The sequence below is a fragment of the Leifsonia sp. HAY1-4F genome, from assembly GCF_056755275.1.
This window is the reverse complement of record NZ_JBNDHX010000021.1, coordinates 1-20,298: the sequence shown is the minus strand read 5'-3', so window position 1 is coordinate 20,298 and position 20,298 is coordinate 1. Positions and strand designations below refer to the sequence as shown.

Here is a 20,298-nt window from a genome sequence, read left to right as displayed (position 1 = left end):
TGCCCAGTACGACGCTCCACGATCAGAACTTCCCCTCCACGCCCTCGAGCCGTGATCAAGCCGGACGGCGCCCATTCCGTGGACGCAGCCCGTTTCCATTACCAGGACCAAGCGGTCCTCCACATATCAGGACTGTCCACGCCTCTGTTCGTTTCGCCCCGCGGAATCCAATGCAGATAACCAAGGCAAGGCATGGGAACTTCAGCCGAGCGGCGACCACCCGCCGAAGTGCTCGTAGATGCACCGGCATTCGGCGTGTCGGCTGCAACAACGAACACCTCGGCGACGAAACGCGGGCGCGACGAAACGCGTGGGCGCGACGAAACGTGGGCGCGACGAAACGCGGGAGCGCGGGAAGGAGAGGTTGCGGGCGGGGTGGCGGCCGGGTCAGCCGATGGTGGCGCCGAACAGCAGCCCGAGAAGGTACGTGGCGGCGGCAGCGCCATAGCCGATCAGCAACTGCCGGATCGCCCGCTTCAGCGGCGACGCGCCGGAGAGAAGCCCCACGATGGCGCCCGTCCCCAGCAGCACCAGGCCCACCAGGAAGGCGGACACCACGATCGCTGCGGTCCCGGTCAATCCGAAGAGGAAGGGCAGGATCGGGATGAGCGCACCCGACGCGAAGAAGCAGAAGCTCGAGATGGCGGCGTTCCACCCCGTCCCGATCGCCTCGTGCTCGTCCTCGCCGTCCTGTGCGGGCTCCGAAGGGATCGGGATGGGCGAGGTGACGGCCTGCAGTCCGGCGAGCACCTGGCGCGCGTGCTCGGCCGCCTCTTCCGGCGACATCCCGCGGGCGCGGTAGACCAGCGTGAGCTCGTTGGCGTCCACATCCAGGTGGGGGAGCGCGGAGCCGGTGGCGGGATTGGGTGCGGACGCCTCCAGCAGTTCGCGCTGCGACCGCACGGACACGTACTCGCCCGCGCCCATGGAGAGCGCGCCCGCCAAGAGCCCGGAGATGCCTGTCAGCAGCACGACATGGCTCGGGACGCCGCTCGCGCTCACGCCGAGCACCAGTGCGAGGTTGCTGACGAGGCCGTCGTTCGCTCCGAAGACGGCGGCTCGGAACGTGCCCGACAGCCGCTGCCGGCCACGCGCGGCCAGCGCTCGGACGACCTCCTCGTGGACCTGCTCGTCGGCTGCCATCTGCGGAGTGGCATCCTGATCGCCGGCGTACGGCGACCGGGCCTCGGCCCGCTGGGCCAGCGCGAGGACGAAGACCGAGCCGAATCGCCGGGCCAGCCAGCCCAGCATCCGGGTGCGGAGACCGCCCCGCAGCGGTCGGCCCGCCTGATCTCCGAGGAGGTCGACCCAGTGCTGCTCGTGGCGGCCTTCGGCCTCGGCGAGCGCGAGGAGGATCTCGCGCTCCTCTCCCTGGCGGCGTCCGGCGAGGTCACGGTAGACAGAGGCCTCTGCGCGCTCATCGGCCAGATAGCGGCGCCACCGCTTGATGTCGGCGGGGCTCGGGGTGCGGGCTGCTGTCGTCATCGTCTCCAGTCTAGGAGAGGCTGTTCGACGTCGGTGAGCGGGCAGCGGCCGGCTCAGGAGGGCAGAGTGACGCGGGCAGCCGCTTCTCCGTCGATGACCAGCGCGGCAGCGGACCGGGTGAAGCGCTCTCCCCAGTCGGCGGCGGCGATCAGCGCTTCCTTCGGTCCGAGGATGCGGAACGGCGCATCCACGGCGGCGAGCCCGAAAAGAGCCCACTCGGCACTGTCGGCGGTGATCCGCACCCGGCTGGACCCGTCGCCCTGGTCCTCGACGTCCGCCCAGCGCTGCAGCACGTCGAGGACGCGCTCGAGGGGCGCCTCCACCACGGCCTCGACGACGACCGGCTCGACGACGCTGTGCAACGACTGGCGCACGTACGCGGCGGCATCCTCCGCCGGGAGGGCGCGCGGCCGGAACCGCGTCCCGGTCGGCCGGGGCTCGGCGATGCGATCGAGCCGGAAGCTGCGCCAGTCGAATCGCGTCAGGTCGTAGGCCACGAGGTACCAGCGGCGCTCGATGGACACCAGCCGGTGCGGTTCGACGGTCCGTGTCGACGCCTGCCCGTCACGCGCGACGTAGGCGAACTCGATCCGTTCCTCGTCGCGGCAGGCCTGCGCCAGCGCCGTCAGGATGCCGGCATCCGCCGAGGGAGCCGGTCCGAGTGTCGTGGAGAGCGTCGTCATCCGGAGGGCGTCGACCCGGCGCCTCAGCCGTGGCGGCATCACCTGCACGATCTTGGCCAGCGCACGCACCGACGCCTCGTCGACGCCGGAGATCCCGCTCTGCGCGGCGGTCCGCAGGCCGACGGCCAGAGCCACCGCCTCATCGTCATCGACCACCAGCGGGGGGAGGGACGCGCCGGCCGCCAGCTGATAGCCACCGGCGACGCCCCGCGTCGCGTCGACCGGGTAGCCGAGGTCGCGGAGGCGTTCCACATCCCGTCGGAGGGTTCGGGGGGAGATGCCGAGGCGGTCGGCGAGCTCGTGACCCGGCCAATAGCGGTGGGTCTGGAGCAGGGAGAGGAGCTGCAGCGCTCGGGATCCGGTACTTGCCATGGATCCATTGTGCACGGCTTAGCGGACGGAAAGTGGCCGCTATGGGATCGTTCCCCTGCCAGCGCTCAGCCGACGTCGGCCGGACGGAGGGCCTCGGCGCCCGGGCGCGACAGTGTGATGACCGCCTCCGTCACCCACTCGGAGTCCTCGAGTTCGCGTTCGATCGCCTGCAGATCGGCCGCCACGTCGGATTCCCGTTCGTTGCCGACCAGATCCACCCCCGCCACCAGATAGAAGCGTTCGGGCCCGATGTACTCCAGGTGCAGGTACGTGACCTTCTCGACCTCGGGATGTCCCAGCAGCGCCGAGAGCGCCGCCTGCCAGGCCTCGTCGGAGCCCGGCTCGCCGAGCAGGAAGCGACGGTTCCGCTGGATGAGGACCACCGCGACCACCGCCAGCAGCACGCCGACCAGGATGGATCCGAGCGCATCCCAGAACGGGTTGCCCGTCAGCTCGTGCAGCAGCACGCCGAAGAAGGCGATCACCAGACCGATGAGGGCCGCCGCGTCCTCCGCGAACACGGCGCGGAGGGTGGGATTGGAGGTGCTGAGAACGTGCGCGAACGTGTTCGCGCCGCGCGAGACCGCCTTCGCGTGCGCCTGCCGGTAGGACTGGATGAACGAGATCCCCTCGAACACGAACGCCACCGCGAGGACGAGGTACGCGACGAAGTACTCCGTGTCCTCCTTGCGGGAGCCGAGGGAGGACACGCCGTTCATGATGGAGACGACCGCGCCGGCGGTGAACAGTCCGACAGCGGCGAACAGGCTCCAGAGGTACGCGTCGCGTCCGTAGCCTCCCGGGTGCACGTCGTCGCGGGGCTTCGCGGCGGCACGCTCGGCCTGGATGAGGAAGATCTCGTTGCCCGCATCCGCCCACGAGTGCGCGGCCTCGGCGACCAGCGACGCCGATCCGGTGAGCACGGCCGCGAAGGTCTTCGCGATCGCGACCAGGAGGTTGGCCGTGAAGGCGAGCAGCACCGTGAAGAAGGTCGACGAGCGTTTCCTGCGGGCCATGGCGACACCATAGTCCGCCCACGGAGCGACCGACGGAACACGAAAGGCCCCGGTCGTTCGACCAGGGCCTTCGCATTCGGTGTCCGAGGGGGGACTTGAACCCCCACGCCCTATACGGGCACTAGCACCTCAAGCTAGCGCGTCTGCCATTTCCGCCACCCGGACTCAGGTGTGGGCCGCCGAATCGCTCCGGCTGCCGAAGAAAGACGATAGCACGGATTCCGTGTGCCGGATCACTCCGGGGCGAGCCCCGGGCGTGGCGGCGGATCACGGCCCGGGCGTCGGCGGCGGCCGGTAGCGTGGGGGGATGACCGACCGACTCCTCGCGACCGAGCCCGACCTCGACGAGACCGCGATCATTGCGCGCGACCTGATCCGGTTCGACACCACGAACCACGGTGAAGGCCGGTCGAACGGCGAGGCAGACGCCGCCGAGTACGTGGAGGCGAAGCTGGCCGGGCTGGGCCTGCGTCCCGAGGTCTTCGAGTCCGATGCCGGGCGGGCGAGCGTCGTCGCCCGGGTCGAGGGGAGCGATCCAGGGAAGCCCGCGCTCGTGGTGCACGGCCACCTGGATGTCGTGCCCGCCGACGCGCGCAACTGGTCGGTCGACCCGTTCGGCGGCGAGATCAAGGACGGCCTGCTCTGGGGCCGTGGGGCCGTCGACATGAAGAACATGGATGCGATGATCCTGACCGCGCTGGGCGACATCCTGAACGCGGGGGAGCGGCCTGCTCGCGACCTCGTCGTCGCGTTCTTCGCGGACGAGGAGGACGGAGGCAGGCGCGGCTCCCACTACCTGGTCGACACCCGTCCGGAGCTGTTCGCGGGCGCGACCGAGGCGATCAGCGAGGTCGGCGGCTACTCGATCGACCTTGCGGGCCGTCGCGCCTACCTGCTCCAGACCGGCGAGAAGTCTCTGGTCTGGATCAAGCTGATCGCGCGAGGCCGCGCGGCCCACGGTTCGCGCCTCATCCGGGACAACGCGATCACCCGGCTCGCCGAGGCCGTCGTCGCGCTCGGCCGAGAGGAGTGGCCCATCCAGCTGACGGCGACGACGACACGGCTGGTCGGCGAACTCGGCCGCCTACTCGGCGTCGATCCGCAGCAAGTGGGACCGGACGAGGTGATCGTCCGCACCGGAACGGCGGCCGGCTTCATCCTCGCCACGCTGCGGACGACGACGAACCCGACGTTGCTCGAGGCCGGGTACAAGCACAACGTGATTCCGGACACCGCGGAGGCGCTGATCGACATCCGCACCCTCCCCGGCGAGGAGGATGCGGTGCTTGCGCGCGTCCGCGAGCTGATCGGCGACGACATCGAGATCCGCGTGATGCACCGCGACATCGGCCTGGAAGCGGAGTTCGGCGGCAGCCTGGTGGACGCGATCACCGGGACCCTGCAGCGCCACGATCCGGGAGCTCCGGTCCTGCCCTACCTGCTCTCCGGCGGCACGGACAACAAGGCGCTCAGCCGGCTCGGGATCACCGGCTACGGCTTCGCACCGCTCCGGCTGCCGGCCGAACTCGACTTTCCCGGCATGTTCCATGGCGTCGATGAGCGCGTGCCGCTCGACGCGCTAGTGTTCGGGAGGACCGTGCTCGGCGACCTGCTGCGCGCCTACTGACCTCAGGCCCTCCGCTCCGTTTCACTCGACCCGGGACCTCACGCCACGCATGACCTTCATCAACGCACTGATCCTCGGCCTCGTCCAGGGACTCACCGAGTTCCTTCCCGTCTCGTCGTCGGCGCACATCCGCATCGTCGGGGAGCTGCTCGGAACCGGCGCCGACCCGGGCGCCCGGTTCACCGCGATCATCCAGCTCGGCACCGAGGCCGCCGTGGTGCTCTACTTCTGGCGGGACATCACGCGCATCATCGGGCACTGGTTCCGGGCGCTGTTCGGGCGCATCCCGAGGGACGACCCCGACGCGCGGATGGGGTGGCTGGTCATCATCGGCAGCATCCCGATCGTGGTTCTCGGCCTGCTGTTCCAGAACCAGATCGAGACCGTGTTCCGCTCACTCTGGATCGTCGCCACGACGCTCATCGTGTTCGGCATCCTGCTCGGAATCGCCGACCGGGTCGGAGCCAAGCGGAAGCGACTGCGGGAGCTGACCTGGGGCGACGGCATCATCTACGGCCTGGCGCAGTCCCTCGCGCTCATCCCGGGCGTGTCTCGCTCGGGCGGCACCATCACGGCGGGGCTCTTCATGGGCTACCAGCGTCGCGCTGCCGCCCGCTACTCGTTCCTGCTGGCGCTGCCGGCCGTGTTCGGGAGCGGCTTCTACCAGCTGTACAAAGCGGTCAAGGAGCCGTGCACGCACGCCCTCGCCACAGCAGGGACCTGCACTCCGGAGGTATTCGGTCCGGCCGAGACCGCGGCCGCGACGGTGGTCGCGTTCGTGGTCGGGCTGCTGGTGATCGCCTTCTTCATGGGCTACATCTCACGCCGTAGCTTCCTGCCCTTCGTGATCTACCGCATCGCGCTCGGCGTCCTGCTGATGATCCTGCTGGCGACCGGAGCCCTCCAGGCCTGATCGCGTCAGCCAGGCCTGATCGCGTCAGCCAGGCCTGATCGCGTCAGCCGCGGCGCGGGTCGTCGGGGGCGCGGCCGGCGGTGCCGCCGTCACGGCCGTCGCCGCGGCGGCGCAGGTAGCGCTCGAACTCCTGCGCGATCGCCTCGCCGCTCGCCTCCGGCGAGTCGACGGTGTCGCGTGCCTGCTCCAGCTGCTGGATGTAGGAGGCCATTTCTTCGTCGTCCGCCGCGAGCGCATCGATCCCGGACTCCCAGGCGGCTGCTTCGTCGACCAGCGTTCCGCGGGGAATCGTCACGTCGACGAGCTCCTCCAGCTTGTCGATGAGGGCGAGGACCGCCTTCGGGCTGGGCGCGTTGTGCACGTAGTGGGGCACCGACGCCCAGATCATGATCGTCGGGATGCCGACGTCCTCCGCCCCCTCGGCGAGCGCGCTCAGGATGCCGACCGGACCCTCGTAGTTCGACCGCTCCACGCCGAGCTCGGCCCGCACAGCCGCGTTGTCGCTGGAGGCGAAGACGGAGATCGGCCGGGTGTGCGGGACATCGGCGAGCATCGCGCCGAGGAAGACGATCGCGCCGATGTCGGCGGCGAGCGCCACATCCATGATCTCTGAGGTGAAACTGCGCCAGCTGCGGGAGGGCTCCGTGCCCAGCAGCAGGAAGATGTTGTGGGCGTTGTCGCCGGTGACCGTCAGCTCTGCGTCGCCGGCCAGGTCTTCCGGGACGTGTCCGGGAATCGAGGGCCCGTACACGACAGCGGAGGGCCAGATCAGCCGGCGGCGCCCGTCGTCGTCGGTGACCACGGGCCGGTTGAACTGGAAGTCGAAGTAGAGCTCCGGATCGACCTCCGCGAGCGGTACGACGTCGAGCTGCTCCTTGAGGGTCTTCACCGCACCGCTGGCGGCCTCACCGGCGTCGTTCCAGCCTTCGAAGGCCACCACGAGGATGCGGCCGCCGAGGATGTTCTGTCCGTCTGTCACGAAGCTGTCCCTCGTCCCTTCCCGGCGACCGGTCGGGGCGCCATCCCTCAAGAATAGGCCCGCGGCTCTCCCGATAGACTTGCCCGTTGTGACCGCGCCTTTCCCTCGCAGCGAACAAGCCCCCGCCGATCAACCGTCGGCCGGGTCGCCCACCGTGCCCGCTGCCGTCCTCTGGGACATGGATGGCACGCTGGTCGACACCGAGCCCTATTGGATGGAGTCGGAGCGCGAGCTGGTCGGCTCGTTCGGCGGCACGTGGACGCACGACGACGGGATGCTGCTGGTCGGGCTCGGCCTGTGGACCTCCGCCGAGATCCTCCGTTCCCGCGGGGTCGCGATGACGGCCGATGAGATCGTGCAGTGGCTGACCGACCGGGTCCAGGTGAAGCTCGACGAGAAGGGTGTGCCGTGGCGTCCGGGCGCGCGGGAGCTGCTCCTCTCGCTGCGCGAACGCGGCATCCCGACGGCGCTGGTCACCATGTCGATGCGGCGGATGGCGGAGCAGATCGTGGCACACATCCCCTTCGACGCGTTCGACGTGATCGTGAGCGGCGATGAGGTGGAGGAGCCGAAGCCCCACCCCGAGCCGTACCTGCGTGCCGCCGCCCTCCTCGGCGTCGCGGCGGCGGATGCGGTCGCGATCGAGGACTCGCTGGTCGGGCTCGCGTCCGCGGTGGCGTCCGGTGCGGCCACGATCGGGGTTCCCCACATCGTCCCGCTGCCCGAGTCGGACGAACACGTGCTGTGGGACTCGCTGGACGGCCGCACCGCGGACGACGTGGTCGCCGTTGCGCGCGCACGCCGAGAGGCGGCTGCCCGATGAACGAGACACGACGCAGTTCCGGCCCGTTCCGTGCGGGCGACCGGGTGCAGCTGACCGGTCCGAAGGGCCGGATGAACACGATCACGCTCGAGCCGGGCAAACTGTTCCACAGCCACCGCGGCGTCCTGCCGCATGATGCGATCATCGGCCTCCCCGACGGGTCGGTGGTGACGAACAACGCCGGCGTCGAACACCTCGCGCTCCGGCCGCTCCTGACCGACTTCGTGATGTCGATGCCGCGGGGAGCGGCCATCGTCTACCCGAAGGATGCCGCGCAGATCCTGGCGCTGGCCGACATCTTCCCGGGCGCCACCGTGGTGGAGGCGGGCGTCGGCTCCGGCGCCCTGTCGTTGTGGCTGCTGCGGGCGATCGGTCCGGAGGGCCGGCTGCTCTCGTTCGAGCGGCGGGAGGAGTTCGCCGACGTCGCCCGCGACAACGCCGCGACATTCCTCGGCGGCGACCCCGGGAACTGGACGCTCACGGTCGGCGACCTGCAGGACGCGCTCCCCGCCGCCGTCGAGCCGGGAACCGTCGACCGGGTCGTGCTCGACATGCTGGCCCCGTGGGAGACGCTGGATGCGGTCACCGCGGCCCTCAAGCCGGGCGGCGTGGTCATCTGCTACGTCGCGACGGTCACCCAGCTGTCCCGCGTCGCGGAGGCGATTCGCGCCTCCGGCGATTTCACGCACCCGCAGTCGAACGAGACCATGGTGCGCGGCTGGCACGTGGAGGGACTCGCCGTCCGTCCGGACCACCGTATGATCGCGCACACCGGCTTCCTCATCACGGCTCGCCGGCTCGCGCCGGGCGCCGTGCTGCCCGAGCTCAAGCGACGCCCCTCCAAGTCGGACTACTCGGATGCGGACGTCGAGGTCTGGACGCCGGGCGCCCTCGGGGAGCGCGAATCCAGCCCCAAGAGCCTCCGGAAGCGGATGCGCGAGGCGGCCACGAGTGCTGACCTGGCGAAGGGCCGCGACGAGGATGCGGCCCCCGCCACCGAGGCGGACGAGGGCACTCCGACCGTCCGATAGCATGAGAGACCGGGACGCCCTGCATCGCCTGCGGCTGTCCCGCATCCCCACCGATCGCATCGAAAGAGGACCCGTGCCCCACGCAACTGGTCGCCGTGCACCCGCACTCGGCAGAGCCGCCGCCGTCATCGGAGCCGCCGGACTGGTGGCCGTCGCCCTCACCGGATGCTCGGGGAATCCGAACGACGACTGCGGCAAGGCTCTGTCGTCGGGCTCCGCCTCCAACCTGGTGCAGGCGACGGGCAAGATCGGCGCGAAGCCGAAGGTCACGGTTCCCGCTCCGATCGACGCCACGAAGTCGCAGCGCTCCGTGCTGACGGAGGGCCGCGGCGCCACCGTGCACATCGGCCAGCAGGTCGAGGTGGGCTATTCCGTGCTCGACGGCCAGACGGGAAGCGTGCTCGGGTCGGGCTACGGCGACCAGGCCGGCGCGCTCCCGGTGGGATCGGACGCGATCAGCCGCGGAGTGATGTGCGCGACGGTCGGCTCGCGGGTCGCTGTCGTCCTCTCCCCGAAGGACGCGTCGCAGGGCGGGACGTCCGCTTCGGGCACACAGATCTACGTCCTCGACATCCTCTCCGCTTCCCTGAACGCGGCGAACGGCGCGGTGCGCCCCTCGGTCTCGGGCTTCCCGACGGTCGTGCTCGCGCCCACCGGGCAGCCGGGCATCACGATCCCCTCCTCGGGCAAGGCCCCGACGGCCGTGCGCAGCGAGGTGCTGAAGCAGGGCGATGGAGCGGTCGTGAAGAAGGACAGCACGGCGGTCCTGCAGTACACCGCCGTCGGGTGGGACAGCAAGCAGGTCGTGACGAGCAGCTGGACGAACGGCGGCCCGGATCGCGTGGACGTCGCGAGCGGCCAGAGCCAGATCCAGAGCCAGAGCCAGTCGGCGCTCCCGCAGTCCATGCTCAAGGAGATCGTCGGCCAGAAGGTCGGCTCCCAGCTGGTGATCGAAACGCCCGCTGACGGGCAGGTTCCTGCGGCCGCCTGGGTGGTGGACATCCTCGGGATCCACTGACCCGCGGACTAGGATGGACGGGTGTCCCGCTCCTCGTCCTCGCCCGCGCGCGTCCCGGTCGAGGAGCGTCTGTTCAGCCTCGTCCTCGCCCTTCTGGCGACCGAGAACGGCCTGACGAAGAGCGAGATCCTGTCGACCGTGCAGGGCTACCGTCAGCGCTACGAGCCGCACGGTGACAACAGCAGTCTGGAACGGCAGTTCGAGCGCGACAAGGACGACATCCGCGAGCTCGGCGTGCCGCTGGAGACGGTGGATGCCCCGGAGGCCTCGGGAAACAACCAGCTCCTGCGGTATCGCATTCCGAAAGGGGCATATGACCTCCCGGCGGACGTCAGCTTCTCGCCGGAAGAGCTCACCCTCCTCGGGCTGGCCGCCGCCGTCTGGCGCGAGGGCTCGCTCTCGGGGGAGTCGCGCCGGGCTCTGATGAAGCTTCGCTCCCTGGGCGTGGAGGCCGACGATCCTGTGGTCGGGTACGCGCCGCGGCTGCGGGTACGCGAGAGCGCCTTCGATCCGCTGACGCAGGCGCTCGAGCGGCACGTCATCGTCCAGTTCCCCTACCTGAAGCCGGGCGAGAGCGCGTCGCGGATGCGCACCATCGCGCCGCTCTCACTCGTGCAGCACCAGGGCCGGTGGCATCTGCAGGGCATCGACCAGGAGGCCGGCGGCTCGCGCACCTTCCTGCTCTCGCGCATCGTCGGCGCCGTGAAGCTGACAGCGCGGGTCTTCGATCCCGACAAGTACCGCGTGGACGGCGAAGCGTTCGCCGAGCGGGCGCTGGCCGAGCTGGAACGCATCTGGGAGTCGAACGTCGCCGAGATCGAGGTGACGGCGGGGACGGATGCCGCCACCCGCCTGGGCAAGCGCTACGGGGAGGCGGTCGCCGCGGGCGCGGACGGTGAGCCCGTGCGGCTCACCGTCAACTTCTCGGACATCAACATCCTCGCCGACCAGCTCGCCTCGTTCGGGCCGGAGGTGCTCGTCAGCTCGCCGCCGGAGCTGCGGGACCACGTTCTGCGGCGACTCGAGGCCACATTGGCGGCGCACACGGGGGAGGCGTCCGATGGCTGAACGCCGGAAGCCGATGCAGGCGCAGGACAAGCTCGCCTTCCTGCTCGCCCTCGTGCCGTACCTGATGGATCGCGACCGGGTGAGCGTCGCGGAGGCGGCCGAGCACTTCGGCGTCGAGCAGGAGCAGTTGCGCGAGGCAGTGCGGCTGATCGCCGTCTCCGGCATCCCGGGGGAGACGAACGCCTACCAACCCGGCGACCTGTTCGACATCGCCTGGGACGACTTCGAGGAGAACGACCAGATCATCCTCACCCACCAGGTGGCGATCGACGACTCTCCGCGATTCTCCGCCCGCGAGGCAGCTGCCCTGATCGCCGGGCTCCAGTACTTGACCGCTCTGCCCGAGAACGCGGACCGGGATGCCGTCGGCTCGCTGATGGCGAAGCTGACGCGCGGAGCGTCCGCCGCTCCCAGCCAGCTCGCGGTCGCGCGATCCGAGACGGATGAGGCGCTCGCGACCATCCGCGACGCCGTGATCGCCGGAGTCCAGGTCGAGTTCGACTACCTCAGCTCACGCGGGGAGCGGGAACGACGCCGCGTCGACCCATTGAGGATCGAGTCCGTCGACCAGGACTGGTACCTGCGCGGCTGGGACCACCTCCGGACGGCGATCCGCACCTTCCGGCTCGACCGGATCGACGATCTCGTCGCGACCGACGAGCCCATCACCTACCGGCCGGGCGACGTGAAGCTGCCCGAGACGCTCTTCACGGGCACACCGGAGGACCAGCTGGTGACCGTCGAGGTGTCGGCGTCCGCCATCGCTCTCATCGAGGACTACATCCCCGAGGGCGCCGCTCGCAGTGAGCGCGGCGGCGTGATCCGGACCAGCGTCCGGGTCGCGCACTTCCACGGTCTGAAGCGGCTCGTGGCGGGCCTCTCCGGCGTGCTGACCGTGCTCGACCCGCCCGAGGCGCGCCAGGTGGTCGCCGCCTGGGCGCGTGCGGGTGTCGAGCGATACCGCTAGCGGGACCGAGGGCTGCTGACCTCGACCGGTAGGCTGTCCCCGTGCCCTGGTGGTCGTGGCTGCTGATCTGGACCGTGCTCGTGCTCGGTCTTCTCGGTATGCTCGCGTTCTTCGCCTGGTGGCTGTTCCGGAAGCTGATGGCCGCGGGCCGCGAGGCCGCCGCCCTCGCGGAAAAGGCGGAGGTGCTGTCCCGCCGGGCCGATGACCTGCACGAGAGGTTCGAACCGGCCGTGCTCGCCGACGCCGCAGAGCTGCGCGAACAGCGCCGGGATCGCTTGGCTGAGCGGGCGATCGCGCGGCAAGCTCGCAGGGACGCCCGGGTCAGGCGCGGTAGACTATTGGTCGATGTGGACCCGGCGACGGTTCCCGCTCGCTTCGCCCACCTTTTGAGAAGGACCTGATCTCATGTTCGCAGGACTGACCGGATGGCATCTGCTCATCATCCTTGCTCTCATCCTTCTCCTCTTCGGTGCGACGAAGCTCCCGGCTCTCGCGAAGAGCGTCGGCCAGTCGGTCCGGATCTTCAAGGGCGAGGTCGACGAGATGAAGAAGGACGGCGACAAGGGCGACAAGACCGTCCCGCCGACTCCGAGCGACACGCCCGACAACCCGAAGCCCAACGTCTAGTCCGGTGGCCTCCACGAAGCGAGGCAAGAACCGCGAAGGCCGGATGACGCTCGCCGAGCATTTCATCGAGCTTCGCAAACGCCTCTTCCGTTCCGCTCTCGCGCTCCTCGTGGGTGCTGTCGTCGGCTGGGTCCTCAGCGACTACGTCCTCAGCGCGATGCGTGGCCCGATCACCGACATCGCCAAGCAGCAGGGCCGCGAGGCGATGCTCAACTACGACAGCATCACGGGCGCATTCGATCTGAAGATGCAGGTCGCGATCACGATCGGCGTGATCGTGTCGAGCCCCTTCTGGCTGTACCAGGTGTGGGCGTTCTTTGTGCCGGCCATGACGCGCAAAGAGCTGAAGTACGCCTTCGGCTTCTTCCTGACGGCCGTCCCGTTGTTCATCGCGGGCGGAGTCGCGGGCTGGATGCTGGTGCCGCACATCGTGAATCTGCTGACCAGTTTCGCGCCCGCGCAGGATGCCGCCATCATCGGAGCGAAGACGTACTTCGACTTCATCCTCAAGCTGGTCATCGCCGTCGGCATCGCCTTCGTGCTCCCCGTCTTCCTGGTGCTGCTCAACTTCGTGGGCGTGCTGACCGCGAAGTCGATCATCGCCTCCTGGCGCTGGGCGCTCATCCTGATCGCCCTGTTCACGGCGATCGCGACACCCGCGGCCGACGTGCTCTCGATGTTCCTGCTGGCCATCCCCATGGTGGCGCTGTACTTCGCCGCCTATGGTGTCGCCTTCGTGCACGACCGGAGACTGGCGAAGAGCCAGAGGCGGCTGGAGGCCGACCTCGCCACCTAGACTCCGCCCGCTCGGGGGAGAGGTACCGCGCAGGCATAGGCTGGACGCGTGACCGACCAGACGCTCTCGCCGGCGGAGCGGTACGCCGCCTCGCGCGACCGGGCCCGACAGCCGCTGCTCGAGACGTTCCGGGAGAGTCTCCGGTTCGACCTCGACCCGTTCCAGGGGGAGGCGTGCGTCGCCCTCGAACGCGGACGCAGCGTCCTGGTCGCCGCGCCCACGGGAGCCGGCAAGACCATCGTCGCGGAGTTCGCGGTCTTCCTGGCGATGCGCGAGGCGAACGCGAACGTCTTCTACACGACGCCGATGAAGGCCCTGAGCAACCAGAAGTTCCAGGAGTTCGTGGAGGCGTACGGGCCCGAGTCGGTCGGCCTCCTCACCGGTGACACGAACATCAACTCGCATGCGCGCATCGTCGTCATGACGACCGAGGTCCTGCGCAACATGCTGTATGCGGACTCCGACCTGCTGACCGACCTCGCCTATGTGGTGATGGACGAGGTGCACTACCTGGCCGACCGCTTCCGTGGCGCCGTGTGGGAGGAGGTCATCATCCATCTGCCGTCGGAGGTGCGGATGGTGTCGCTCAGCGCGACGGTGTCGAACGCGGAGGAGTTCGGCGACTGGCTGCAGGCCGTCCGCGGCGACACGGACGTCGTCGTCTCGGAGGAGCGTCCGGTGCCGCTCGAGCAGCACATCCTGATGCGCTCGAAGCTGATCGACCTGTTCGACTCGTCCGGCCTCGCCGCGACGAACCGTGTGAATCCGGAACTCGTGCAGATGGCCCGCTACGGCGGCCGCGTGCTGAGCAGCCGGCAGATGCGGGATGTGGGCCGGTACCACTCCAAGGGCGGCCGCCCGGACAGCTATCGGATGAGCCGTTCCGACCTCGTGGCTCTGCTGCGGGAGCGCAATCTGCTGCCGGCCATCTTCTTCATCTTCAGCCGCAATGGCTGCGATGCCGCCGTGAAGCAGGTCCTGCGCGCCGGCGTCCGGCTCACCGAGAAGCACGAGCGCGACGAGATCCGCGCCATCGTCGAGGAGCGCTGCCGCACGCTGCTGGATGAGGACCTCGCCGTCCTCGGCTACTGGGAGTGGCTGGAGGGTCTGGAGCGCGGGGTCGCGGCCCATCACGCGGGCCTGCTTCCCGCCTTCAAGGAGGTCGTGGAGGAGCTCTTCCGGCGCAAGCTGGTGAAGGTCGTGTTCGCGACCGAGACGCTCGCCCTCGGGATCAACATGCCCGCGCGAACGGTGGTGCTGGAGAAGCTGGAGAAGTTCAACGGTGAGGCGCGCGTCCCGATCACGCCGGGGGAGTACACCCAGCTGACCGGCCGCGCCGGCCGGCGGGGGATCGACGTGGAGGGCCACTCCGTGATCCAGTGGGAGGACGGCCTGGACCCGCAGTCGGTCGCCTCGCTCGCCTCCCGCCGCAGCTACCCGCTCAACTCCAGCTTCCGGCCGACCTACAACATGGCGGTCAACCTGATCGACCAGTTCGGACGGGGGCGCACGCGCGAGATCCTGGAGTCGTCGTTCGCCCAGTTCCAGGCGGACCGGGCGGTCGTCGACCTGGCGCGCAAGGCGATGCAGCAGGAGCAGTCGCTCGCGGGGTACGAGGAGGCGATGACGTGCCACCTGGGCGATTTCCGCGAGTACTCCGCCATCCGCCGAGAGCTCACCGACCTCGAACGCGGCGGCTCGCGGATGGAGTCGGCATCGAGCAGCGATCGGGAGAAGCGCCAGCGACAGCTGGCCGGGCTGCGCAAACGCATGAAAGACCATCCGTGTCACCGCTGCACCGAGCGGGAGCAGCACGCACGGTGGGCGGAGCGGTGGTGGAAGCTGAAGCGCGACACCGATCGGCTTCGCTCCCAGATCCAGTCGCGGACGGGAGCCGTGGCCAAGGTCTTCGACCGGGTCTCCGACGTGCTGCTCGAGCTCGGCTACCTCACCCAGGACGACGGCGAGACGGCACTGACCGTCCACGGCCGCACGCTCAAGCGCATCTACGGCGAGCGGGACCTCCTCGTCGCAGAGTGCTTGCGCCGGAACGTCTGGAAGGACCTCGACGCCCCGGGACTCGCGGCCATGGCGTGTGCCCTGGTGTTCGAGCCGAGACGCGAGGAGGGCCTCGCAGCCGACCGGAACCTCCCGCGTGGAGCGTTCCGGCCCGCGCTGGAGAAGACGATCACACTGTGGAGCCGCCTGGAGGACCTGGAGCAGGAGAACCGCCTGCCGGGCAGCGAGCCGCCGTCGACCGCGATCTCGCTTGCGATGTGGATGTGGTCCCGCGGCTCGGGATTGGATGCGGTGCTCAGCGAGGCGGACATGGCCGCCGGGGACTTCGTGCGCTGGACGAAGCAGACGATCGACCTGCTCGACCAGCTGTCGCTCGTCGCGAACGGGAACATCGGCCGCGTCGCGCGCCAGGCGCTCGAATCCATCCGCCGGGGGATCGTGGCGTACTCGTCGGTCGCCTGACGTCGGCCGCTGGTCCCGCGGATCCATGGCGCATCCTGGGCCGGCTCCACACGTGGATGCTTTAGGCTCTCCCTTCGTGCACATCGTCCCGCGAGCCCCGCTCCCGCTCTGGCTCGCGGTGCTCGTTGCGGCTGCGGCGGGGCCCGTGCTCGACGCCGGATTCCCGAGCCGGGACTGGTGGCCGCTCACGTTCGTCGGCATCGGGATGGTGCTGCTCGCGCAGCGCGGGCGACGCGGTGGCTCGGCCTTCCTGGTGGGCTGGGTGGCGGGGGAGGTCTTCTACCTCATCCACGTGTCCTGGACGGCGCTTTACCTGGGGCCCATTCCGTGGATCGCGCTCTCCACCCTGGAGGCGCTGTTCTGGGGTGTCGGGGGAATCCTCCTGACGTTGGCTTACCGGTGGGTGCCGCGCGCATTCCCGACCTTGCTCGGGCGACTCGGACTACTGCCCGTGATCCTCGGCGGCCTCTGGGTGCTGCGGGAGTATGTGACCGGAACCTGGCCGTACGGCGGCTTCTCGTGGGGGCGCGTCGCGGAGTCGCAGTCGACGAGTCCACTCGGTCCGCTCGTGGCGTGGCTCGGCATTTCCGGGGTGAGCTTCGTCATGGTGTGGCTCGTCGCCTTCCTCCTCGAGCTGCTCGCCACGGTGGAGGTCCGTACGAGCTCGCGCGCCTTACTGGCGGGAATCGCCGTGGCGCTGGTGTTCGCGATCCCGGCCTGGCCGGCGACGACGCACGGGACGACGCGCATCGCGGCGGTGCAGGGTAACGGACCGGCCGGATACTTCGACGACGCACCCCTCGGCGCGGTCTTCGACACGCAGGTGAAGGAGACGTTGCGCATCCCGATGTCTCAGGTGACCGGCTCGAAGAAGGTCGACATGGTCGTGTGGCCCGAGGGCGCGGCGATGCCGGATCCCACCCGGGACCCCGACACCGGGGCGATCCTGGATGGGCTCAGCCGAACGTTCCACGCCCCGTTCGTCGTCGGGACGATCACCGAGCGGGACAACCGGCTCTACAACACCTCGCTGACCTGGGAGGCGGGAAAGGGTGCCGTCGACTTCTACGACAAGAAGCATCCCGTGCCGTTCGGCGAGTACGTGCCCGACCGGGCGTTCTGGCGGCCCTTCGCACCCGCGCTGATCGACCTCATCGGACGCGACTACACCCCGGGGACGCGGTCCAACGTGTTCAGCGTCGGGAACGTGCGCGCCGGTGTGTCGATCTGCTTCGACATCGTCGACGATCAGCTGCTCACCGACATGATGCACGGGGGAGCGCAGGTCATCCTCGCGCAGACGAACAACGCCGACTTCGGCGAGACGGACGAGAACCAGCAGCAGCTGGGGATCGCGCGGCTCCGGGCGATCGAATCCGGCCGCGCGCTGGTGAACATCTCCACGGTCGGCAGCAGCCAGATCATCGCGCCCGACGGCAGCACCATCAGCTCCATCCCGCCGTTCAGGCCGGGACACATGGTCGCGGATGTGCCGCTCGGCACATCGACGACGCCCGCGACCCTCCTCAGCCGGGGTATCGAGCTCCTCGTCGCCGGTCTCGGCCTGTTCGGTGTGCTCGTCGCGTTCGGCGGCCGGCGCTACAGCGGTTTCCCCGCGCTTGCGGACACGAAAAGGCCGTTCCCACCTCGTCGGTGAGAACGGCCTCGGCGTATGCCCTCCTGAAGGGCGCTGCGATCAGGCGCTGTGCTTGCGCTCGCTCGTCCCCCGGCGGGACCGCAGGTACTGCAGGCGCTCCTCGAGGAGCTCCTCCAGCTCGGCACGCGTGCGGCGCTCGAGCAGCATGTCCCAGTGGCTGCGCGGCGTCTTCACGTCCGAGTGGTCCACCTCGACGGGTACGTCGCCGATGAGCAGGCGTGCCTCGTGGCCGCAGTGCTTGCACTCCCAGGTCTGGGGGGCGTCTGCCTCAGCCGAGAAGACAACCTCGGTCTCCTGGCCGCAGGCAGCGCAAAGGTAGGTGTAACGGGAACGCGGAGAGTAGACGACGCCTTCTTCGCTCTGTAGGCTTTGGGCGCCGATCCTCATGCCGCGCAAGCTGCGATCTGCCATTGTGTGGTTCTCCTCTGTGCGCGCGAATCCTCACAGTTATAAACCGTCAAGCTGGGGATTCTCTTTCCGGGGTCGTGTTTCTCCCAGTCGGCTCACAGAGTCAGGCCCCGGACGCGAGGATGTCACGTCACCGCCGGGTGTCGACGAGCTCTTTCAGCAGGTCGCACCGGTCGGTGACGATCCCGTCGACGCCGAGCTCCAGCAGGCGGGCCATGTCGCCCGGATCGTTGACCGTCCATACGTGCACCTCGGCGCCGGCGGTGTGGATGCGGTCCACCGTCCGGCGCGTCACGATGCGGACGGGACCTCGTCGCTCCGGGACCTGGACGGCGACGAATCCGCGCAGTGCGCGCCGGGTCAAGGGCCCCACGCCGAGCTTCGCGCCGACCAGGGCAGGTACGAACTCGCGCACGCTGGGGGAGGAGGCGACCCCGGGGAGCCGGTCGGCGACCGCCCTGCGCCGGTCGGGCGCGAAGCTGGTGACGAGCACGCGGTCCGCGGCCCGGGCGGCGAGGATCGCATCCACCGCGGGAGAGGCGGCCCGCGCATCCTTCACATCGATGTTGAAGCGTACCTCGGGGAAGGCGTCGAGCGCTTCGGCCAGCGAACAGAAGCCCTGACCGTGCCCGAGGTCGATCCGGCGCAGTTCGAGCATCGTGAGCTGTCCGACCTGGACCTCGCGGCCGGCGACGCGCGCGAGGTCGGGGTCATGGGCGATCACCGCTACACCGTCGGCCGAGGCGTGGATGTCGGTCTCCAGGTGCGTCGCACCGACCGAGAGCGCACGCAGGAAGGCCAGCAGGGTGTTCTCGGGCGCGTCGAGAGCGAGGCCGCGATGCGCGATGATCCGCGTCCCGGCGCCCTCCAGAAAGGTCACGGTGCGGGCGAAGGCGCCGACCCGCTGTCCTCGGCAGCACGGGACGCCGCCCCTGCCGGCCCGAAGGCGGCACCGATGCCCTTGAGCGCCTCGGTGAGCTCGCTCGGGATGATCCACAGCTTGTTCGAGGCGCCCTCGGCGAGCTTGGGCAGCGTCTGCAGGTACTGGTAGGCGAGCAGCAGATTGTCCGGGTTTCCCTGGTGGATGGCCCCGAACACCGTGGTGATGGCCTTCGCCTCGCCCTCGGCGCGCAGCACGGCGGCCTTGGCATCGCCCTCCGCGCGCAGGATCGAGGCCTGCCGCATACCCTCTGCGTTGAGGATCTCGGACTGCTTCGTGCCCTCCGCCGTCAGGATGAGCGCTCGACGGTCACGCTCGGCACGCATCTGCTTCTCCATCGAGTCCTGGATGGACAGGGGCGGCTCGATCGCCTTGAGCTCGACGCGGGAGACGCGGATGCCCCATTTGCCCGTCGCCTCATCGAGGACGAGCCGGAGCTGGCCGTTGATGTTGTCGCGGCTGGTCAGCGCCTCCTCGAGGTTCAGGCCGCCGACGACGTTACGCAGGGTGGTCGTGGTGAGCTGCTCGACGGCACCGAGGTAGTTGGCGATCTCGTAGGTCGCGGCGCGCGCATCCGTCACCTGGAAGTACACGACCGTGTCGATCGAGACGACCAGGTTGTCCTCGGTGATCACCGGCTGCGGGGGGAACGACACGACCTGCTCGCGCATGTCGAGCAGCGGGCGCACCTTGTCGATGAACGGGACGACGACGTTCAGACCCGGGTTGAGGGTCTTGTGGTAGCGGCCGAGCCGCTCCACGACGCCGGCACGGGCCTGCGGGATGATGCGGATCGAGCGGAACAGCGTGACGAGCACGAAGATCGCGATGATCAGGACGATGATGCTGACCACGATGGTCACGACCAGTTGGGTGGTCTGGGTCACGGGGCGATCCTCTCGGTGAGGCCGTCGGTTCCAGCGGAGACCGGAGCGGGCGCGACGACGGCGGTCGCCCCCTCGATCGAGACGACGATGACGTGCTCGCCCGGCACCAGCTCGCTCCAGTCGCCCGTGTCCGCGAGACGCGAGGTCCAGGTCTCGCCCACCTGGAGCTTCACGAGCCCCGTGGTGCGGCTCACCGTGGAGACGACGACGCCGCCCATCCCGATCAGCCGGTCGACGTTGCTCTTGGCGGGGTCGCCTCCACGCTTCAGGGCGTGGAGGAGCGGTGGCCGGATGAAGAAGACCAGGATGACGGAGAGTGCGGCGGCGATGAGGAGCTGAAGCCACCAGGGCGCCCCGAAGAGTCCCGAGACGAGGCCGCCGACACTGCCGATGGCGATCATCAGGAAGACGAAGTCGAGCGTGAGCATCTCGACGATCACGAAGACCAGGATGAGGACGAGCCAGACGATCCAGGCGAAGGACGTGATGTCCATGACGTCCCCCCTTTCACTGCTTGATA

At 69.3% G+C, this 20,298-nt stretch carries 20 protein-coding genes and 1 tRNA gene; 12 read left to right on the top strand and 9 right to left on the bottom strand.

Annotated features, from left to right (window positions below; all coding sequences use genetic code 11):
- Positions 1-387: 387 nt before the first annotated feature.
- The 4 genes from ACPYOG_RS06600 to ACPYOG_RS06585 all read right to left on the bottom strand — a co-directional run bounded on the left by ACPYOG_RS06600 (position 388) and on the right by ACPYOG_RS06585 (position 3,721).
- Positions 388-1,485, bottom strand: coding sequence for a VIT1/CCC1 transporter family protein (locus tag ACPYOG_RS06600; RefSeq protein WP_481293449.1), 1,098 nt, complete (start codon positions 1,483-1,485; stop codon positions 388-390).
- A 53-nt stretch (positions 1,486-1,538) separates the two neighbouring features.
- Complete coding sequence (locus ACPYOG_RS06595) at positions 1,539-2,540, bottom strand: helix-turn-helix transcriptional regulator (protein ID WP_481293448.1); 1,002 nt, start codon at positions 2,538-2,540, stop codon at positions 1,539-1,541.
- A 65-nt stretch (positions 2,541-2,605) separates the two neighbouring features.
- The gene (locus ACPYOG_RS06590) at positions 2,606-3,556 is read right to left on the bottom strand and encodes a cation diffusion facilitator family transporter (RefSeq protein ID WP_481293447.1); all 951 of its coding nucleotides are present in this window, start codon (positions 3,554-3,556) and stop codon (positions 2,606-2,608) included.
- A gap of 80 nt (positions 3,557-3,636) precedes the next feature.
- A tRNA-Leu gene (locus ACPYOG_RS06585) sits at positions 3,637-3,721 on the bottom strand.
- Between the two features lie 142 nt (positions 3,722-3,863).
- Here ACPYOG_RS06585 and ACPYOG_RS06580 point away from each other — a divergent pair.
- Positions 3,864-5,183, top strand: a complete 1,320-nt coding sequence (locus ACPYOG_RS06580) for a M20/M25/M40 family metallo-hydrolase (protein ID WP_481293446.1) — start codon at positions 3,864-3,866, stop codon at positions 5,181-5,183.
- Positions 5,184-5,232: 49 nt separating this feature from the next.
- Complete coding sequence (locus ACPYOG_RS06575; protein WP_481293445.1) at positions 5,233-6,096, top strand: undecaprenyl-diphosphate phosphatase; 864 nt, start codon at positions 5,233-5,235, stop codon at positions 6,094-6,096.
- Between the two features lie 43 nt (positions 6,097-6,139).
- On the opposite strand, the gene ACPYOG_RS06570 is transcribed toward ACPYOG_RS06575, so the two are convergent.
- Positions 6,140-7,075, bottom strand: a complete 936-nt coding sequence (locus tag ACPYOG_RS06570; RefSeq protein ID WP_481293444.1) for a proteasome assembly chaperone family protein — start codon at positions 7,073-7,075, stop codon at positions 6,140-6,142.
- 88 nt (positions 7,076-7,163) lie between these two features.
- On the opposite strand from ACPYOG_RS06570, the gene ACPYOG_RS06565 reads away from it, so the two are divergent.
- The 10 genes from ACPYOG_RS06565 to lnt all read left to right on the top strand — a co-directional run bounded on the left by ACPYOG_RS06565 (position 7,164) and on the right by lnt (position 17,543).
- Entirely contained in the window at positions 7,164-7,898 is a 735-nt protein-coding gene (locus ACPYOG_RS06565) for an HAD family hydrolase (protein ID WP_481293443.1), read from the top strand.
- Positions 7,895-8,929 (top strand): tRNA (adenine-N1)-methyltransferase, encoded by a 1,035-nt coding sequence (locus ACPYOG_RS06560; RefSeq protein ID WP_481293442.1) that lies wholly within the window; start codon positions 7,895-7,897, stop codon positions 8,927-8,929. Before ACPYOG_RS06565 ends, ACPYOG_RS06560 begins: the two co-directional genes overlap by 4 nt.
- 73 nt (positions 8,930-9,002) lie before the next feature.
- A complete protein-coding gene (locus tag ACPYOG_RS06555; RefSeq protein ID WP_481293441.1) occupies positions 9,003-9,947 on the top strand; it encodes an FKBP-type peptidyl-prolyl cis-trans isomerase in 945 nt (314 codons plus the stop codon).
- A gap of 21 nt (positions 9,948-9,968) precedes the next feature.
- A complete protein-coding gene (locus tag ACPYOG_RS06550; RefSeq protein WP_481293440.1) occupies positions 9,969-11,015 on the top strand; it encodes a helix-turn-helix transcriptional regulator in 1,047 nt (348 codons plus the stop codon).
- Complete coding sequence (locus tag ACPYOG_RS06545) at positions 11,008-11,982, top strand: helix-turn-helix transcriptional regulator (RefSeq protein WP_481293439.1); 975 nt, start codon at positions 11,008-11,010, stop codon at positions 11,980-11,982. The genes ACPYOG_RS06550 and ACPYOG_RS06545 overlap by 8 nt, the downstream gene beginning before the upstream one ends.
- Before the next feature lie 41 nt (positions 11,983-12,023).
- Positions 12,024-12,383, top strand: a complete 360-nt coding sequence (locus ACPYOG_RS06540) for a hypothetical protein (protein ID WP_481293438.1) — start codon at positions 12,024-12,026, stop codon at positions 12,381-12,383.
- 4 nt (positions 12,384-12,387) lie between these two features.
- On the top strand, positions 12,388-12,609 hold the full coding sequence (gene tatA, locus ACPYOG_RS06535) for a twin-arginine translocase TatA/TatE family subunit (RefSeq protein ID WP_481293437.1): 222 nt from the start codon (positions 12,388-12,390) through the stop codon (positions 12,607-12,609).
- 43 nt (positions 12,610-12,652) lie between these two features.
- The gene (gene tatC / locus ACPYOG_RS06530) at positions 12,653-13,405 is read left to right on the top strand and encodes a twin-arginine translocase subunit TatC (protein ID WP_481293463.1); all 753 of its coding nucleotides are present in this window, start codon (positions 12,653-12,655) and stop codon (positions 13,403-13,405) included.
- 48 nt (positions 13,406-13,453) lie between these two features.
- Complete coding sequence (locus ACPYOG_RS06525) at positions 13,454-15,886, top strand: DEAD/DEAH box helicase (RefSeq protein WP_481293436.1); 2,433 nt, start codon at positions 13,454-13,456, stop codon at positions 15,884-15,886.
- Positions 15,887-15,962: 76 nt separating this feature from the next.
- Positions 15,963-17,543: an apolipoprotein N-acyltransferase gene (gene lnt / locus ACPYOG_RS06520; RefSeq protein WP_481293435.1), complete on the top strand. Its 1,581-nt coding sequence runs from the start codon at positions 15,963-15,965 to the stop codon at positions 17,541-17,543.
- Between the two features lie 39 nt (positions 17,544-17,582).
- Here lnt and ACPYOG_RS06515 read toward each other — a convergent pair whose 3' ends face one another.
- From ACPYOG_RS06515 to ACPYOG_RS06500, 4 genes are all read right to left on the bottom strand, one after another.
- Positions 17,583-17,954, bottom strand: coding sequence for an RNA polymerase-binding protein RbpA (locus tag ACPYOG_RS06515; RefSeq protein ID WP_481293434.1), 372 nt, complete (start codon positions 17,952-17,954; stop codon positions 17,583-17,585).
- 127 nt (positions 17,955-18,081) lie between these two features.
- Positions 18,082-18,831 (bottom strand): glycerophosphodiester phosphodiesterase family protein, encoded by a 750-nt coding sequence (locus ACPYOG_RS06510; RefSeq protein WP_481293433.1) that lies wholly within the window; start codon positions 18,829-18,831, stop codon positions 18,082-18,084.
- Positions 18,828-19,778, bottom strand: a complete 951-nt coding sequence (locus ACPYOG_RS06505) for an SPFH domain-containing protein (RefSeq protein WP_481293432.1) — start codon at positions 19,776-19,778, stop codon at positions 18,828-18,830. Before ACPYOG_RS06505 ends, ACPYOG_RS06510 begins: the two co-directional genes overlap by 4 nt.
- Positions 19,775-20,272 carry an NfeD family protein gene (locus tag ACPYOG_RS06500; protein ID WP_481293431.1) on the bottom strand — a complete coding sequence of 166 codons (498 nt, stop codon included), beginning with the start codon at positions 20,270-20,272 and terminating at the stop codon, positions 19,775-19,777. The genes ACPYOG_RS06505 and ACPYOG_RS06500 overlap by 4 nt, the downstream gene beginning before the upstream one ends.
- Between the last annotated feature and the right edge of the window lie 26 nt (positions 20,273-20,298).